The following is an 18,359-nucleotide window of genomic DNA, read 5'->3' as shown; positions in this document are numbered from 1 at the left end:
CCTATTTCCTTCTTTCGTTCATTCTCTCTCCTACCCACCTAATGACATCTTGTGGATCAGTTCCAGGGCCAAAGAAGTTCTCGACTCCTAAGAAAGTGGTGCCTTCGTTCTTCATTTTTTGTTCGATCTGGGCATGTTCCTCTTCTTTCTCTGCGATCCGACCTCCGGCTATCAGCACTACATTATCCCTGATGCCAAGTTCCTTTAGGCGTTTTTCCACACGCGGAAATAGTGTCAAACCTAAACCTAAAAGATTGCTGACTCCAACCACATCTGCTTTAGTTTCCGCAGCGACTTCAGCCACTGTTTCAGGTAAATTCATTCCTCGTAAATAGATCACTTCATAGCCTGCTTGCTCAAAAGCCTCACGGATGACGTTAATACCTACCACATGAGCATCCGCACCGACCGTTGCTAAGAGGACCTTTTCTTTTTTAGATATTGGCTTCTCATCTTCCACAGTTACCTTCTCAGTGGTAAAGGAAATTTTATTCACTGGGACATCAACAGGGCCATAACCTGGTATATAACGACGAATCCCATCTTTCCCTCTGTGGGTTTTTACACCCCTCTTTAGATCCCAGGCTGCAGCATTTGGTGCATCGAGAATGCCCTTTTTCCCAGCTGCGACAATGATATTGATAAGTTCTTCGTCCCTATATTTTAACCAAAAATCCGGCCCAATTTCTTTTGAACTTAGCTCCTGAGACAATCCAAAGGTGCTCGTCAAAACAGCCAAAGCCTCTGTCACTATTTCAGCTTGCCGGCGTTCAATTGCCGGATCCATAATTTCGTAGGAAGCGGTATTCTCAAAGACATTTTGCGTGGCCCAAATTGCCTTAGCCATTGATGCTCCCGTCGGAATCCCCACGTTTTCTGCGGCTTTTGGCCTATAGAAGTTTGCTCCACCTAATTTGGCACTGATTGCCATTCGAGCAAAGTGAGCTTGTTCTGCGATCAGGTCAGCCGGAGGGTTCTGAAAAGTCTCTGGGACAACAATCAGAAACTCACTCCACATAAGTTGCCTAAAGGCCCGCATGACAGCTAAGTCAGCTAGTAGATTGATTCCACCTACATTCATTTGAATTCCGCTAAGTGAGCTAGGTAATCCAGCATGGATCGCTAAGCCTTCAGCTAATAGGCACATTGCCAGGGCCATACCGTCTGTTCCGCCAATATTATTAAGGTGCTTATGTGAATCTGTTTGGACAAAAATATTATTATCAGCACAAATTTGCAGCGCCTTATACCCATTGGAGACCTTAGTCTTATAATCATGAATACCCCGTCCACCGAAATGAACGTGGATAACTGGTCCAATATCTGTACCATCGAAGCCAGCAATCAGGGAATTAATAATGGATAAGTGCGGTGTATCCCCGGTAGCGTTAATGCGTAGAGGATGTTTTTCTCCACCACCTAGTTCTACGAATCGGCGTTCTCCATCTGGTGTTATACCACCCTTACCCCGAGACTGTTCAATCAAATCCGCCCCGTCTAAAGGATCAATGTGCCGGGTAGCTTCAGAATGCACAAATTGGAAGAGATCTATTTTAAGTTCCTCGGCTACTTTATACATAGCTATTGATTCCTGATAAGTCTCTTCAGCAGAATTCCTGCCCAAAATAGGGTTTTGGATAGGAATACCCGTCCTGACTGCCTGACGCCCCAATTCTGTAATACGGTAACCACTGCGTTCAACCCCATTAACGACTCGGGGAAAAGGTGCTGGCAAGCCGGTAATCGAGCCATCTGGGCCCAGTTTAGGCATTTCTACGCCAAAAACCTTTTCGTAAGCTTGAACTCGTTCATAGTCCTCTGTAATGATCTGCTTGGTTTTCTCCTGCATTGGTTTCTTCCTCCTAACTTTTGCGGGAAGATATCATGAAATTTTCAATTGTTTTCGGACTTTGGCAATCAGCCCACCTGCTTCTAACGTCTCCAAAACGTTGGAGGCTAAACTAGTTCCGCTGATTTTCCCACCACTCGCACAAATTGTAACTTCAGCCAACACTAAGTCTACCTCAATTTCCTGTCCATTTTCCACCCGCTGCTCCAGGTCACAGACTAGAACTGGCAAACCAATGTTTATCGCATTGCGCCTAAAAATCCGAGCGAAGGATTTAGCAATCACTAATCCCACTCCTGCTTCCTTCAGAGCAACGGGCGCTTGCTCCCGGCTTGAACCGCAGCCGAAATTCTCACCAGCTACGATAATATCTCCATCCTGCACCTTCTTTGTGAAATCCGGAATCTCGCCACCCGCAAGCGCATATTCCTTAAATTTCTCTATGGGAGCCGCCATTGCATATCCTGGGAAAATCTGGTCCGTATCAACATTACCACCCAAGGTCCAAACACGACCCTGTATCTTACTTTTCCAGCTCATCAGCTAAACCTCCTAAAGGTACCACCCTGCCAGGTGCTACGATGGTTCCAGCAATCGCACTTTCTGCTGCCAAGCGAGGGGAGGCCAGATATATTATTCCTTCAAGATGACCCATTCTGCCAGGAAAATTTCGATTGGTTGTCGAAACAGCCACATCGCCAGCAGCTAAAAGTCCCATATGTGCTCCAAAACAAGGACCACATCCTGGGCTAGTTATCATACCTCCAGCTTCACGAAAAATCAGGTTTAAACCTTGATCCTCCATCTGCTGGGCAATATCTACTGAAGCAGGGATTATCAATAAAGTAACACCAGCAGCCACCTTGCGACCCTTAAGCACTTCTGCGGCTATCAACATGTCGCTTAAGCGTCCATTTGTACAGCTTCCAATAACTACTTGCGATATCTTAGTTGAAGGAAGGTCAGCCGCTCTGACTACATTACCAGGATTAGGTGGGCAAGCTACACTCGCTGGAATATTCTCAGCTTTGAAGGTATAAACTTCTTTGACCGTTCCAACAGCTTGATCCTGATCTGCAAAATAACTAATCATGGTCCCCATCTCGATGCCCATGTTAGAAATCGTCATTTTATCATCCATAGTTAGCTGATCCATTAAGCTACCTGAATAAATAACTCCTTGATCGGTAAATCCTGCAGTCCCGTAATGTCCAATCAAGTGTAAGATAACATCCTTAGCGTAAACTCCAGGCAGTAGTTTCCCGTCGATATGAATCTCAAAAACGTCAGGCACCTCTAAATCAATTGTACCTGTGGCCATAGTCGCTGCTAATTCAGTAGCACCCACTGCAATTGCTAAAGCACCGTAAGCACCAGCCGTACAGGTATGAGAGTCTGCACCTACCAAGATCGAGCCTCGTTTCAAACGGTGTTTTTCGGCTATAACTTGATGAATAACCCCTTCTCCTTTGTCGTAAAGTTTAACTCCGTATTCCTGGGAGAACTCTTTGAGAACATTGTGCAATACTTTGGCCTCTACCGTAGCTGCTGGAATGATATGATCTAGGATAAAGACCACCTTTTTCGGATCGAAAACGCGATCTATGCCAATCTTCTTGAATTGTTCAACAGCCATAGGCCCCGTAATGTCATGGGCTATTGCCAGATCAACCTTTACCGTTAGATCATCACCGGCGTGAACCTCGTCCTTACCTGCTGCAATTGCCAAATATCGTTCTATTTGGTTCACTCTACTTCTCCTCCATTCGATCAATCAACGAGAACAATGCCTAACCTCTTCGCTACCATGCAGGCTTCTTCTAAGGACGGTCTGGCATTTTTGAGAACCAGTCGAGCGCCTCCTCTGTTCAAGGCTTCGACCATTGAACTTTGCTCGGTAGCGAAGACAGTAATCCTTTGCATCTGAGGCGCATCCACTTTTACTATTTCAATCTTAATCTTTTCTTCTCGGACTCTTTGCATGATCTCCCGATAGGCTTTACCGTTATCTGTGCTTGCCCCCAAGACTGCAGCCATCAGAATTCCTGGAATGTTAATTCCACGCCGAGCAAACAATTCTGCATACAATTCGATCTTAACTCCCGTGATTTTCCCTTTTGCCAAAGCATGCGCAATACGACCGGTATTCGTCGGTGATCCTACGGCTTGGCTGCTTCCCCCAACCACTGCTTCTCCAAAAGGTTTTACGATTGAATTGGCTTTTTCGGCAAACGCACGAGCTTCTTTTAAGGCCCTGTCCATAGTCACTTCAATGTTTGTCTTTTCTTTCTCCTTGATTGAATCGTCTATGAAGTACTCAACCTCAAGGTTCGTTTTAAAAAACGGCTGCATATAATCGTTAACCACAGGAACTATATGCGTCGCTGAAACCGGGTGTACCGCTGCAGCCATGGCAATCATGACGTCAACTGGTACATCGACCGGAATATTGGTATGCATTGCCAAGTTTGCTGCCAAATTGCCAATAACCACACCACCGCCGATATGAGTGGCGCATAGCCCTGATACCATTACCCGGGGAGTGCAGGGTACACCAATCGTTGGAGATAACGCCAATACGATAGCTTTAGCCAACGCCTGAGGCTGTCCTTGGCGATATTCGACTAATGTTGCAGCTGTAGCAGCAGCACCGGCACCAAAGCCTTCCATATTACAACCCGTAGATGTTTTGGCCGCCCGGAAGATGGTTCCTACTTTTAGCATCACAGATACGACTCGTGCCAATTCTTCTTTATCTTCAATGATCTCCTGCAGCGCCCGGAAAATTCCGGTGTAGGTACAAGAGTCCCCAGTTCCAGCGCAGGGCTGCAGTCCGCAAGAATGGTTGCCCACTTGAGCTGCTAGAGTATAAACAAGTATTTTATTGATGAGGTCATCCTCAAATAAACGATGAGAAAAATCATTATAAGCTAATTCTTGAGGTACTCTACCAAGTAAAAAACTCGAACCAGAAGTAATTCCAACCTCTGTAGCATAAAGGTTGTGTGCAAAGGCATTAATAACCGCATCGATAACCTCTTCTCGAGTCATAGCATTCTGAGCCATTCCCTCGGCAATAATAACCTCACTGACACGTATGCCTAAATCATCCGCGATTTCGACCACTTCGCCGATGGTTAAATTTCCGACTTGGTATCCCTTTGCTTGAATTAGTTTTAGGATCTTTTCCACTTGGCTCACCTCCAGTTTTTAAGTTTTACGCTCGGACTTTAATATTCAACAGATCTTCTAGCGGTTTTATTACGGCCGAAATATCTTCCCGTCCTAGTCCAGCAGCTCGCGCTTGCTCAAATACCTGTTGGGCAACATTCGTTAGCATCATCGGAACCTTGACTTCTTTAGCTGTTTGGATAGCGAGTTCAAGATCTTTATATTGGAGGTCAATTGCAAATCCGGCCTCAAACTGACCTTTAAAAACGAAGTTAGGCATTTTAGCTGCAAGAGCGTAGCTGTTACCCGAACTAACGCTAATGATTTCTAGCAAGACTTTGGCATCCAGCCCAAGCTTTGTTCCTAAGACAAAAGCTTCTGCTCCTGCAGCCATATTCACTCCTAACAATAGGTTATTGACGATCTTTACTGCATCACCCGCGCCAACCTTACCCACGTGGTAAATCTTTTTACCCATTACCTCTAATAACGATTGATAGCGCTCCACAAGTTCTTTCTCGCCGCCTATCATGATCGTTAACGTTCCATCCGTTGCGCCCTTTACCCCACCGCTAACTGGTGCATCGATATAATCAATTTGGTGTTCGAAGGCTAGTTTTGCCATTTTCTGTGTAAACGTTGGCGCAACACTCGACATATCAATAATCGTGAGTCCCGGCTTTGCCCCGGCGAAAATCCCCTGTTCTCCAAGCAGGACCTGCTCTACAATTCCTCCATTCGGCAACATTGTGATCACGACATCGACCTCTTGAGCTAATTCACGTGGACTCTGAATCATTTTTGCCCCTTCAGTCACAAGTTCTTGAACAGCTGCTTCATTCACATCATTGACAAACAACGAATATCCTGCACCGATTATATTTTTTGCCATTGGTTTTCCCATGACACCAATTCCAATAAAGCCTACTTTCAACGTCAATCCCCCCACCCTCCAAAAACCAATCCAAGGTTTCCCTATCGAAGCCCGTCTTCGCCTTCAATTTCATTTTTTTGTAAGCCGCCGATTCGTGGATGAGGACGCCCGGAATCCGTAACCACAAGCGCAACAAGCAATTCATCTGCTCTAGGTGCATCTGCAATTCTCACTTCCATGGCATCATAGTGTGTACGCACAAAAGCTGCATCTTTGTAGTGTACAGGCACATCTAAGCTCGTTCCCATTCCACCAAGCTTTTTAGCAGAAGGGATGATGGCTTTACCGCCCCCAACTTGTTCTCTAAAAGGTTTGCCTAAACGAGGGTGTAAAATAGCAGCGGCATGTTCAAGTTCACCCTTTTCACCAACAATAACTCCCTTGCCGTAGCTCTCAACGTCTTCCTTCGCAATTCCGAGTACTTTTACTGCCCGTTCAGCGAGCATTGAGCCCAATTGTTCGCCGATTTCCATCAGTTCTGTTAAATCTTCCACATACTGTCCTGCAAATGGATTTTTAATAACAGCCATAGCTACAGCCTTACGAGTGGGTTTAGCTACAGTCTTTTCGCCCTCCCTATGTGTTTCTTCAACGACCGTTACAATTTTACGAATTTCCATCTTAGTTTCCTCCCTCAAATTTTGCTACTTGACACAAGTTATCCGGTATCATAACCACCAAGTCATCAAGAAAGAGTACCGCTCCGTGAATGAGACCTTGAGACTTAAGCTCCATGGCTTTACACAAGCCATTCTCTAAAGCTATTGTCTTCGTTTGAAGGCTTAGGTCCCCAACCTTGATTGTAACCAAGTGTCCAGGTATATCTGTATTCGGGTCTAGTTGTTCTGCAGGAAGTCTCAAAATGCCTGGATCTTCAGTAAAGCAATGATTAGCAATCAGCGTTGCACAAGCGTCAGCGACTCGAGCAGTCTTCGCTGCAACTGTCACGGCACTGGCGATACCCTTCGTAAAGCTACGCCCTCCCAAACCACTGGTTGCTACTCCCCCAATTCCATCTTCAGCGGTCAGATTAAGAATATGACTATATCCTGAGGATTCAATACTCGGTGTCAGCCCCAGCTTCGTCTTTTCAAGGCCAACCAATCTTATCGCAATATCCCCACCATTATTGATCAAGACCTTAGTGGCACCTTTTTCCACCAACCAGTCAGCCGCTAAATCAGCAAATGTACCTGCTACAGCAGCCATTGGGGTTAAGGTTCGATCTCCGGTTTCTAACACAGCTGCGACCATCAACCGCAAAGGCAAGGGGTAGACACTGAGATCCCATTCATCTAACGTTAAAACATCTTTTGCTTGTTTTTGAACCTCGGCCAAATCTGATAGAATCTTGATCACGTACTCTGCCGCCTCATGCAATTGTTCTATCATAGGGAGTCTATGTGCTCTAGCCATTAACATCATTTGAACTGGGCCATAATCTAGAAATACTCGATCTTCCGCTAAGACATTGATCATTACCCTACCTTCTCCCGGTCACTCTATTTGAGAGATAATCTGACTTCGCTTCTTGATCGCTTGGATATGACCACCGATTTCCTCATACTTTTTCAAAGGCATTGTATATTCCACTGGAGCTACTGTTGCTGGTGTGGGAACCCACGTAAAGGCTTTGGAGACTACTTTTTCAACATCCACCATGAAGTTAATCCCTCCACCAGGGAGAACATAGACTGCAGCACCACCAATGGTTAATATTGCTTCTCCGTTATGGACGGCCTGAGTTACTTTCAAAGGATTTAAGGCTACACCAGCGCGTGCACTACCGCCTGTTCCTCCAACGTAGAGAGCAGAAACTCGTGCATTTTCACACGTGTCGCGGATAGCATCAACTGCACTCTTTACTTCATTAGTCATTGGAATCTCAATCACTGAACCATCTTTCTGGACTTCCATGAGTGCTGACATGCTTCCAGTAGTCTCAGTAACAAGTACTTTCATACCTTGCTTAGCCAGGGACATATCGACTGACTTAATTGCATCTATTGGATTTTCTATATCAGTACCGCCCCAACCCTGGCCATGTTCCCCAAAATAACGTCCTCGCGTACTTCGTCTGGCATTGGGAATGACTCCACTCCAGCTCATACCGACTGCTTCCCCAGCCATATGTTCTGAGAGTAAGCCAACCACATGGTGATCAAGAATAATCGCTTCATCGACAACTTCCTTGAGTCTTGCAGCGAACATACCGATCGTTGCACTTCCGCAACCAACGCGCATTTTCGAATCTTCCACTCCGTTAATAATGGGTGGACAACCCACTTGAAGTTCCAGTGTGTTATTTTCAACCTTCAAGTTCACTCGTTCACCATTGGCAATTTCCACAATTGTTCGAGCAACTATGAAACCATCTCTACCTGTAAGAAGGTTCGCTCCCCCAATTGAAAGCATTTTAGAACCATACTCTTCTGTATCAACCATTCCTATTACTTTGCCATTACGTTTAACCTTTGCACCCTCTTCACCAACGAACAAATTAGTATCAATCTTAACCTTAACTCCACTATAACTTAAAGGTGCTTCAGTTACGACTGTAATCATCTCAACCCCATCTACAGTATCCTGAGCAATAAACGGTGCTGGTTTACAACATGGGTAGGCAGTTCCAGACCCAACTGCAGTAATCAGCGGACCTCCTGGCGTGACATCTGTCACCAATTTACGGTTACGAATAAGCTGCCCTTTGTCATTCCTATAACGCTGACATGCTCCAGTATATCCTTCTAGAACTTCGCATTGCACTGGGCATGAGGTGCATTTTACAGCCCCTTCTTTGATTTCAGTGACCCTTGCTACGGCATTGCTTGGGCATACTCTAGTACAGATTCCGCAACTTGTACAACTATCTTGAAAAATAGCTTTTTTGCCTATAATTAGAATAGCCTTATTAGGACATTCTTTACTACAGATTCCACATCCCTTGCATAACTCGTTGTCAATCACTATAGCCATTAGTTAACCCCCCTGTCCTCCATTAACTACAAATTATTTTATTGTATAATTACGTGCAGAAGGGGGAGTGTTACGACTCTTTGTCACTTTGATGACTCCATCAACCATAACAAGAGCAACAGCTGGCAAATCTCCAGCCTCCAACGCTTCTAAGGTATTACTCCCTATTGAGCCAATCGGGGCGTCCATGATTACCAAATCCGCTTCTTTACCTTCAGCGATAAGACCTGCCTCCAACCCAAAGACACGTGCAGTATTGCCTGTTGCCATTGCAATGACTTTTTCAGCAGGAATACCCGACATGGAAGCTATAAAGCTTATATTCCGTAAGATTCCCAGCGGAATAATGCCTGTACCGGAAGGAGAATCGTTACCGAAGATGAGTCTGTGCAAAGCATCTTTCTCTGCCAATCTTTTGGCGGTAAAAGCTGCGATTTTTGGATTGCCACATTGTACAATCTCAAGCGTCAAATCCGTAGTATTGATCAGTTTTTCAACTTCAGCAGAAGAAACCGCTGTTGGTCCTCCATTAACATGGGAAACAACTGTCGGCTGAACTGCAATGACATCATCTGCTGAAACTGTTGAGCTCCCTGGAATTGAAGTCCCACCTGTATGCATTGCTACTTTCATTCCATATTTTTTTGCCCAATTTACCATTGGTTCAGCATCTTCTGGTTTTTTTACACTTCCCAAACCAACTTCTCCGACGAGCCAGACGCCTTCCTTGGCCATCTCAGCGAAATCTGCTTCAACCAGCCCCTTTTCTAGAATTACCGCCCCGCCATGAACTTTTAAACCAGATGAGCGTAGATTTTCGAACGACTTATGAACTAGTATCGCTAAGGCCTTTGTTCCAGCTGGATCTTTTGGACGTCCAGGAAAGTGAGGTTCACCTGCCGATATAAAAGTTGTTACTCCGCCATGCATGGCACCATCAAGATAGTCTTGCGTTTTTTGGCGAGGGGTATAATCCCCAATCACCGGGTGAACATGAGAGTCAATCAACCCTGGTATAACGGTCATCCCTACTACGTCAATCGTCTTATCTACCTTGAAACCTGCCAAGATATCTGCGTTACCTATTTTGGCAATTTTCCCTTCTTGAACAACGATCGTATTCGCCTTACTTAACGGTTGTTTAATGTCCCCAGTAACAATCATCCCGATGTTTACAAATGCAATAGTCGCCATAAACTATTCCTCCTCGACGCCTTTATTTTGACTTTATGATTTGTTTTTATTTTCTTTCGCAGATTTAATTGCCGCCACTACCCTTTCAGGGGTTATAGGCAAATCAAAGATGCGAACTCCCAAAGCATCAGCAACGGCATTAGCAATAGCTGCTGCCGTCGGTACCAACGCAGGTTCACCCACGCCTTTTGCACCATAAGGTCCATTAGTTTCACAATCTTCAATGATTATCGTGTGGATTTCCGGAACATCCATAGCTGTAGGAATGAGATAAGTTGACAAAGCTGGATTTTGAATTTTGCCGTCCTTGAGATTTACTTCTTCAAATAAAGCATACCCTATCCCCATAGCAATACCACCTTCAATCTGTCCTTCCACACTTTGTGGGTTAATGGCTGTACCAACATCATGGGCTGCAACAATCTGTATTACTTCAACAATGCCTGTTTCCGTATCTACTAATACTTCAGCCACCTGTGTAGCAAACGCATAGGTCTCATAAGGGACACCCTTTCCTGTTTCCGCTTCCAAGGAAGTGGTAGTGGGATTATATGAACCATGTCCCAGCGTTAAAATTCCTTTGCTACGACACTTGCCAACAACATCTTTAATACTCAGGCCGATAGACTTTCCACTATTCCATACCTCTCCTTGGTAAAGGCTTACTGCTTCTGCCGGAATATCCAACATTTCTGCTGCCATAGCAATAATCTGATCTCGTATTTTTTCAGAAGCCAAGCGAACTGCATTACCAGAAATATACGTTTGCCTTGATGCCGATGAAGCACCAGCGTCAGGTGTTACTCCTGTGTCAGCCGATATGATGACCACGTTATCTAGGCAAATACCCAAAGTTTCAGCCGCAATTTGTGACAAGACAGTGTTCGAACCTTGTCCTATATCAGCACATCCAGTCATCACTATAGCAGTCGTATCATCAAGAAAGTCAACAAAAGCACCTGATGGATTCGGGCTAGCAGTGTTTCCAATGCCATACCACATATTCGCCATACCGTATCCACGTTTCTTCATCTGTTCTCACCCCCTAGGCCAGGCATAACTTGGAGAGCTTTTCCCCAAGCGGCTTCTATTGTTTCACCGATCGCAAAACAGTGATCCAGTTTTTGCTGAGTTGCTGTAAGAGAGCCTTGATGAAAAGCGTTACGACGACGTATTTCCACAGGACTAATATTTACTGCTTGGGCGACCAAATCCATTTGACTTTCAGAGGCAAATGCCATTTGTGGTGTGCCAAAGCCTCGCATTGCACCACTGAACGGATTATTGGTGTAGACACAAGAAGCTTCAATATCCACATTCGGTACTTCGTAAGGTCCGGTTGCGTGCACAGCACCCCTTAGTAATGTTGCAGGTCCGTAAGATGCATAGGCTCCTGTATCGCCAATAATTCTAACTTTTACGGCTAACAACTTCCCATCTTTGTCTGCAGCCGTTGTGTAATCAATGAAAAAAGGATGACGCTTACCAGTAGCAACAAATGACTCATGTCGATCGTACACGATTCTCACTGGTCGTCCCAGCTTTAAAGCAGCTAAACCTAAAAAGCACTGCACGGAAATATCCAATTTGCCGCCGAACCCGCCGCCAGTTGTCGCTTGGATAATTCTAACTTTGTTCATGGGTATACCTAAGACACGGGCGACATCACGTCGATCATAATGAGGATTTTGAGTTCCTGCCTTAATCACAAGCATGTCATCGTCCATATAGGCTACTCCAGCCTCTGTTTCAATACTGCAATGTTCAATACGTTGAGTGGTATATCTATTAGAAATCACCACACTTGCTTCATTAAGCGCTGATTCAACGTCCCCTTTTTTGATCTTGTAGACTCCAAGAATATTACCCGCATCATGTATTTTAGGAGCACCCTCCTTCATTGAAGCCCAAACATCATAAAGAGGAGGCAGTTCTTCGAAGGTAACCTTAATCAAGCTCAGCGCTATATTGGCACTATTTTCATCTTTGGCAGCCACCAAAGCTATCGCATCCCCAATAAAACGCACCTTATCAGCTAGTGCCGGTTGATCTTTGGTAATGATTCCATAACTATTTATTCCTTCTATATCGGCATGAGTGAAAATTCCTACCACTCCAGGAGCCTTCAATGCTTCACTTACGTCTATGTCTTTCACTAAGGCATGGGCAACCTTACTGCGCAATACTTTTAAACAAAGAGCTCCCGGAATCTCTATATCTGCTGAATATTTTGCCTCTCCGGTAGTTTTTTGTAGTCCGTCGACCCGTTGCACTGACTTACCAATAACGCTATATTCAGGCACGGGAGACACCTTCTTTCTTTTCCTTTAATGAAGCTGCTAGTTCAACGGCCTGAACAATCTTCGTATATCCCGTACAGCGACAAATATTGCCCGATATTGCCCTTGATATTTCAGATTTAGAAGGCTTGGGATTGTTGTTTAGCAATACTCTTGTAGTCAAGATCATTGCCGGCGTACAAAAGCCACACTGAACGGCACCTACCTCTAAAAAAGCCTGTTGATAAGGCTCAATTTCTCCACTTTGCGCAAGCCCTTCAATTGTTATTACCTCTTTGCCATGCGCTTGAGGAGCGAGAACTAAACAAGAGTCCACCACCTCGCCATCAACGATGACTGAACAGGCACCGCATTCCCCTTCTGAACATCCCTCTTTAGTTCCAGTCAAATGCAAACAATCACGCAAAATATCGAGTAATCGTAACATGGGATCGATGTCTAGGACTACTAATTTGCCGTTAACCTTCATTTCTAGATGAAATTGAGCCACTTCACACCACCCCCTGTCTGCTTTCCGAGATCAATCTACTCAATAAATCTCGAGCGAGTCCTTTCACTGCTTCACACTTGTATCCTGCCGAAGCCCGAGAACCAAGAACATTTGTTACTTCACGTTCAGCCTCACATGCGAATCGATCTACTAAAGATTCCGAAGGTGTTTGACCCAGCAAACTATCTTCCAATACTGTAAAGCGACGAGGGTTTGGTCCAACAGCACCCAGCCCTACACGAGCAAAACTAATTTCCCCATCGTCAACAGTTATTATTATCGCTAAATTCATTCTCGCAATCGCCAAAGCTTTACGACGACCCAACTTGATAAAACCAGTTTTACTACCAATCGGTGGAATCTTAAAGGTAATATGTGTGATTATTTCCTGAGGTTGAATATTGGTTTTTCCAACTCCACACAACAGGTCACTAACAAGTACACGTCGAGATCCATTGATGGATTCAACCGTCGCCACGGCATCTAACGTTACTAAGGCTGTCACCGTATCCGCAGCAGGTGAAGCATTGGCAATGTTGCCACCAACAGTTCCTGAATTGCGAATTTGGGGTGAACCTACTAAAGACGCGGCTTCTGACAAAAGCAAAGCCTTAGCTCGAATTATAGGAGACGTTTCAATTCGCGTAAAAGTAGTTGTACTACCTATCTTAACCTCATTGCCATCTATACTGATCCCCCGTATTTCTGGTATCTTAGATAAGTCAACCAACCCGTCGGCTTTTATCTCCCCTTTGGACATAGCCGGAACAAGGTCGGTCCCTCCTGCCAAGGGGCGTAATATTCTGTTTGAATCTCCAAATAACTCCAGCGCAACCGACAAAGATTGCGGTTGAAAATATTCATTTAATTTTGCCATAAGATCGCATCCTTAATAAAAATAATGACCTATTATGGTCAGAGTATTTAGCACCAGCTGATTGTTCCCATCATCCTATTAGTTTTTCAGAGTGCAGGAGAATATGCCGAAATTAGGATGGGGACGAGTCGAAATTCATTACGTCCCCAGCCTAATAATAGCCCTACTTTCGGTATCGCTTGAGTAGCTCTTGAGTTATCAAAATTCTTGACTTAAGTTAGTTTTTCTTGCCAAGCTCTTTATCAGCGCGTTTTACGATTGCCTCTACTTGTTGAATAACTTCTTTAGACAGGTTATTTGGCACATAGTTTTCTTTGAGAACCTGATATCGATCTTTAGCCCTTGCAACGAGGTCTTTGCTACCCTTTTCTACCCAAAGAGTTCTCGTATCGCGAGAGAAGATTTTTGTTTTATAACCATCTCTGAAATGCTTGAAGGTATGTTTCTTATCAACAAAGCCTTCATGATCGCCCAGCACCGCAAGATCAGCCCAGTCTACAGCTTCCTCATCAACAACTGCACCGGCTTTTAACTCTTTAACCATACCGAAAACGTCATTATCAATAATTAGTTGGAGGGGATTGATTGCCTTAGCGGTTTCAAGCTGGCCCGCTCCGCCAAGAACAGAAGCTCCTGCTAAAGCAACCATGTGGCTGAGGGAAGCTTGTTCAAATCCGGATTGTGCATCCATAGTACAGCTATCAGTACCTGTACCATAAGTATGGGCAGGAATACCATATCCCTCTTCAAAGAGCTGCATGGCCATCATTCTGCCCATGGTCGTAGACATTGAAGATTGTGTCGTAGCAGTTGTCAGCATATCCATTTGGAATAACAATGGTGTCGCGACACAAGGGGTTCCTGGAGCAATAATTTGGCCCATTAAAATCATCGCCATTACTTCAGCGCTAGCCACGAGGGCTATTCCAGCTGAAGTGAAAGGAACATTAGCACCTGCCGCTGGTAAAGAACAAGGTTGTAGCGGAACTCCAGCTTTACAAGATTCATAAATAATATTCATATCCATATATTTGTACGTCAAAGGTGGGACAGAACAGCAAATTGAGCTAATAATTGGTCTCTCACGAAGTTTATCTTTTCCACCAGCTACAGCAGCAGCCATTTCTATCAAATATTTAATATTATCGGCTTCATAAGGCTGAACCCAACCATGTTTTGTAGTGTTCTTTATAACTGCTTCATAAGTATGAATATCGATCGTTTCATTTGGAAAACCTACAGGATTAGTTGATGGCAACGACCAAAAGTTAATATTTTCTAGAGAGTCAATCAACCTTGTCCACTCTTCAACCTCATCGATCAAGATGTGATGATATTCACCGTTTTCACTCTCGTTTGGATAGTACATGCCGCCTGTGCATGTCCTTGTATGGAACAAGCCTTTTGGGTGAGGAAATTTTAAATCATTTTTAGGGTCGGGAGCTGCCAAAGTGAATTCACGGGGAACTTGTTTTAAAGCTTCGTCGTATAGAGCTGAAGTTAACTTAACATGACCAGTGGACTCCGTTACCTCAGCGCCCGCTTTTTTCAATATTTCCATTACTTCCGGGTGTTCAATTTTAAACCCCTTCACAGTTAGCAATGCTTTTACTTTATCTTTCATAAATTCAAGCTCATCTGTACTCAAAATCCGTACATTTAAATTAGTAGCCATTATTTTGCCTCCTCTAAATATTGATACTTCGTTAATTAGACCCTCTATTTTGCGATAAGCATTTTACAGAGATCCGATGCAGAGGCTGCATCGGCTGCAAAACCGTCAGCTCCAATGGTATTAGCAAACTCTTGTGAAACTGGCGCTCCACCAACAATAACCTTAACTTTATCTCTCAAACCTACTTCTACTAACATTTCAATGGTACCTTTCATGTTAGCCATAGTTGTTGTTAACAGGGCCGACATAGCCAAAATGTCTGGATTATGCTCTTTAATGGCATCCATAAATGCTTCTGGAGAAATATCTATCCCTAAGTCGATAACATCCAACCCGCTACTTTCCATCATAATGCGAACGAGGTTCTTGCCAATATCATGAAGATCTCCTTTTACAGTTCCCAGTAACACTTTGATCTTGACTTTCATATCTCCTACCGGAATCAACGGTTTAACAATTTCAACTCCTGCAGCCATACTCCGCGCTGACATAAGAACTTCAGGAACATACATATCTCCAGCTTTGAAACGAACTCCTACGACATTCATTCCAGCAATTAATCCTTCGTTAATAATTTCCAGAGGACTATTTCCAGCTGCTACGAGGCTGTTAACCTGCTCCATAACTAAATCTTCGTCTCCTAGGACAACACTTTGAGCTAATTCTGCATAACTAATCATAATTTTCTTCCTCCCAATATTCTGATTTCAAATTAGTGGTTATGGTGCCACCGCTAGCACCCTGTATTTTCCCTTTTACAATCCCCTCTCAATAATTTCTATGCTCATCTTTTGGTTCAAAAACTTTGCAGTTTTTGCCACAAGAAGATTGTCGAAATATAACACTGCCAAGGGGAGCACTCAAAGCAATAATCTGGACTTGCTTTGAGTGCTAATCATATAGACCATACAACCTACGATAGACACTTTAATGTCTACTCAAAAATCGAGTACTATCCGACAACTTATGCAACATTGTTGCATCTAGACAGCATCTGGCTCATAATACTCATCTTCAGCTGCTTCCAGATGGCCGTAAAATTCATCCAATGTTGCATCATCCAATGGTTTGGTAACGAGAGAAACCGCAATCAAAACAATCGTTGACACAATCATGCCGAATAGACCGTACCAAGCGTCTCCATAGCCATACTTATAGGTCAAGATTACGCCAATGGTCCCAACCAAGGAAGCCAAAATAGCTGCTGGTTTTGTAGCTCTTCTCCAGTAGAGGGCAGCTACAAGCACTGGGAAAATCGGCATGACGATGGCGATGGCAAACATGATCAGCGTCCAAATTAAACTTGGGGGATTAATGGCAAGCATCATTGCTGCCACTCCCAAAGCGCACACTGATATACGAGCAATAACCATATGGGCTTTAGGTGAGACCTTAAGTTTAAGGGTATGGACCAGAATATCCTCCGAGATGATTGACCCTGCTACTAATAGATGCGATGTAGCTGCAGACAATCCTTTCGCCAAGGTTCCCCAGACGAATAGTGACATTAAAATTACGGCAAAGCCCATAGTTTGTGGCGAAATTATTTTAGTGATCAAATATGGAATGACAAGTTCTGTATCAGCACCTGTTAATCCCGGTACTAACGCAATGGCTGCAAACCCAATAACCATTGTGCCAGTCCAAACAATTAACTGCAATACGGGTTGGAACTGCATAAGCTTGCGCTGTGCGCCCAGGTCCTTCCCGAAGTAACCAGCTCTAATAAAGACGTCCGGTAGCATAATTGTCCACCCAATAGCACAAGCAAGTGGATATCCAAGTCTGGCAGAATACGGAGCCCATTTTTCAGGACCCGGATACGAAAACCAAGAGTTTGTATTGTTCCAAACACTTGCAACCGCATCTCCGAGAGTGCCATGGAAACCGAAGGCTAAGGCACTTATACCAATTGTCCATAAAGCGATCATGAATATCCACCCTTGGACAGTAGCCGCCCAAGCAACAGATTTCACGCCTCCGAACGGTACAAACATTAATGCAGTGATCCCGACAAATATTATGATAGAAGTGTTCGAAATTAGTCCTCCACTTGCAACATTAGCCGCTTGACCACAAGCAACATAGATCGCAGCCGCATAAGGCAGTGAAACACTAAAGAATACTATAGCCAAGATAAATCTTAACACTGGGCTTTTAAAACGATCAGCGTAAAGATCTGCTGGTGTAGAATAATTTCTCCTTGTATTTAAGAGCCAAACTTTGTTCATTACAAAGTAAGTTAGAACTGGGAACAAAGGCATATAGCTTAGCTCCGACATGAAATACCCGAAACCTCCACGATAATATCCCCCAGGTCCCGAAAAGAATACCCACGTGCTCATCAGAGCCGCGATATAAGTCATACAAAGAACAAACCAGTTAATTGAGTTACCAGCAGTATAAAAGTGCTGAGCTGATTTATTTTTTTCACGCCACCACATCCAGACTCCAAAACCGATAAGGGCAGCCATGTAAATAATATAAATAGACCATGTTCCGGTTACAGATAGCATTTAAACACCCTCCTTTTGGTTGCTGATCTTTTCAGTAGAGGAAACTGCGTCCTGTCTAACTTTCAATTTTCTTTGACGGTGTAAAACTATCATCCCAACATAAACGATAATCCAAAGCGGAATGATCGTAAGCGCTCCGTGTATAATAGCACCTTGGGCATCACCATACCGGGGGACACCCGGCAAGTTATACAAGACATAGAACAGGATTACCAGTCCCAACCACCATTTTTCGGTTTTCTTATAGGCCGGTTGCGATTTTTTGTGCATCTCTTTACCTCCATCTTTGTATTAAGTCTAGAGTACCTTTTTGCATTTCTATGATGAATTTTGGACTTCCCACGAAGTCAGTTAAAATTCCTCAGCCTCCAGAATCA

Annotated in this window: 17 protein-coding genes; all 17 read right to left on the bottom strand. The window is 44.1% G+C overall.

Translation table 11 applies throughout. From position 1 onward, the window contains the following. Position 1: 1 nt before the first annotated feature. A complete protein-coding gene (locus E4K67_RS08735; RefSeq protein ID WP_135546046.1) occupies positions 2–1,849 on the bottom strand; it encodes a cobalamin-dependent protein in 1,848 nt (615 codons plus the stop codon). Positions 1,850–1,882: 33 nt separating this feature from the next. Beyond that, positions 1,883–2,389, bottom strand: a complete 507-nt coding sequence (locus E4K67_RS08730; RefSeq protein ID WP_135546045.1) for a LeuD/DmdB family oxidoreductase small subunit — start codon at positions 2,387–2,389, stop codon at positions 1,883–1,885. Next, positions 2,373–3,599, bottom strand: a complete 1,227-nt coding sequence (locus E4K67_RS08725) for a 3-isopropylmalate dehydratase large subunit (protein ID WP_135546044.1) — start codon at positions 3,597–3,599, stop codon at positions 2,373–2,375. Before E4K67_RS08725 ends, E4K67_RS08730 begins: the two co-directional genes overlap by 17 nt. A 20-nt stretch (positions 3,600–3,619) precedes the next feature. Then, the gene (locus E4K67_RS08720; RefSeq protein ID WP_135546043.1) at positions 3,620–5,041 is read right to left on the bottom strand and encodes an L-serine ammonia-lyase, iron-sulfur-dependent, subunit alpha; all 1,422 of its coding nucleotides are present in this window, start codon (positions 5,039–5,041) and stop codon (positions 3,620–3,622) included. 25 nt (positions 5,042–5,066) lie between these two features. Next, positions 5,067–5,954 carry an NAD(P)-dependent oxidoreductase gene (locus E4K67_RS08715; RefSeq protein WP_135546868.1) on the bottom strand — a complete coding sequence of 296 codons (888 nt, stop codon included), beginning with the start codon at positions 5,952–5,954 and terminating at the stop codon, positions 5,067–5,069. 41 nt (positions 5,955–5,995) lie between these two features. After that, positions 5,996–6,574, bottom strand: coding sequence for an amino acid synthesis family protein (locus E4K67_RS08710; RefSeq protein ID WP_135546042.1), 579 nt, complete (start codon positions 6,572–6,574; stop codon positions 5,996–5,998). A 1-nt stretch (position 6,575) separates the two neighbouring features. Beyond that, the gene (locus tag E4K67_RS08705) at positions 6,576–7,433 is read right to left on the bottom strand and encodes a UPF0280 family protein (protein ID WP_135546041.1); all 858 of its coding nucleotides are present in this window, start codon (positions 7,431–7,433) and stop codon (positions 6,576–6,578) included. A gap of 18 nt (positions 7,434–7,451) precedes the next feature. After that, entirely contained in the window at positions 7,452–8,930 is a 1,479-nt protein-coding gene (locus E4K67_RS08700; protein ID WP_135546040.1) for an indolepyruvate ferredoxin oxidoreductase subunit alpha, read from the bottom strand. A gap of 33 nt (positions 8,931–8,963) precedes the next feature. After that, positions 8,964–10,124 carry an amidohydrolase family protein gene (locus tag E4K67_RS08695; RefSeq protein WP_135546039.1) on the bottom strand — a complete coding sequence of 387 codons (1,161 nt, stop codon included), beginning with the start codon at positions 10,122–10,124 and terminating at the stop codon, positions 8,964–8,966. A gap of 33 nt (positions 10,125–10,157) precedes the next feature. Further along, positions 10,158–11,156 (bottom strand): xanthine dehydrogenase family protein molybdopterin-binding subunit, encoded by a 999-nt coding sequence (locus E4K67_RS31070; protein WP_135546038.1) that lies wholly within the window; start codon positions 11,154–11,156, stop codon positions 10,158–10,160. Then, a complete protein-coding gene (locus E4K67_RS31065; RefSeq protein ID WP_135546037.1) occupies positions 11,153–12,427 on the bottom strand; it encodes a xanthine dehydrogenase family protein molybdopterin-binding subunit in 1,275 nt (424 codons plus the stop codon). Before E4K67_RS31065 ends, E4K67_RS31070 begins: the two co-directional genes overlap by 4 nt. Further along, complete coding sequence (locus E4K67_RS08680; RefSeq protein WP_135546036.1) at positions 12,420–12,914, bottom strand: (2Fe-2S)-binding protein; 495 nt, start codon at positions 12,912–12,914, stop codon at positions 12,420–12,422. Before E4K67_RS08680 ends, E4K67_RS31065 begins: the two co-directional genes overlap by 8 nt. Before the next feature lies 1 nt (position 12,915). Next, entirely contained in the window at positions 12,916–13,791 is an 876-nt protein-coding gene (locus E4K67_RS08675; protein WP_135546035.1) for an FAD binding domain-containing protein, read from the bottom strand. A gap of 217 nt (positions 13,792–14,008) precedes the next feature. Next, positions 14,009–15,466 carry a trimethylamine methyltransferase family protein gene (locus E4K67_RS08670; protein ID WP_135546034.1) on the bottom strand — a complete coding sequence of 486 codons (1,458 nt, stop codon included), beginning with the start codon at positions 15,464–15,466 and terminating at the stop codon, positions 14,009–14,011. 44 nt (positions 15,467–15,510) lie between these two features. Beyond that, positions 15,511–16,146: a cobalamin B12-binding domain-containing protein gene (locus tag E4K67_RS08665; RefSeq protein WP_135546033.1), complete on the bottom strand. Its 636-nt coding sequence runs from the start codon at positions 16,144–16,146 to the stop codon at positions 15,511–15,513. A gap of 303 nt (positions 16,147–16,449) precedes the next feature. Further along, entirely contained in the window at positions 16,450–17,982 is a 1,533-nt protein-coding gene (locus E4K67_RS08660; protein WP_135546032.1) for a sodium:solute symporter family protein, read from the bottom strand. Then, on the bottom strand, positions 17,983–18,252 hold the full coding sequence (locus tag E4K67_RS08655) for a hypothetical protein (protein WP_135546031.1): 270 nt from the start codon (positions 18,250–18,252) through the stop codon (positions 17,983–17,985). Positions 18,253–18,359 lie beyond the last annotated feature (107 nt).

It is taken from the genome of Desulfosporosinus fructosivorans (genome assembly GCF_004766045.1).
GTDB lineage: Bacteria > Bacillota > Desulfitobacteriia > Desulfitobacteriales > Desulfitobacteriaceae > Desulfosporosinus > Desulfosporosinus fructosivorans.
Note: the sequence above shows the minus strand (reverse complement) of the source record. Positions and strands in the feature narration are given on the sequence as shown.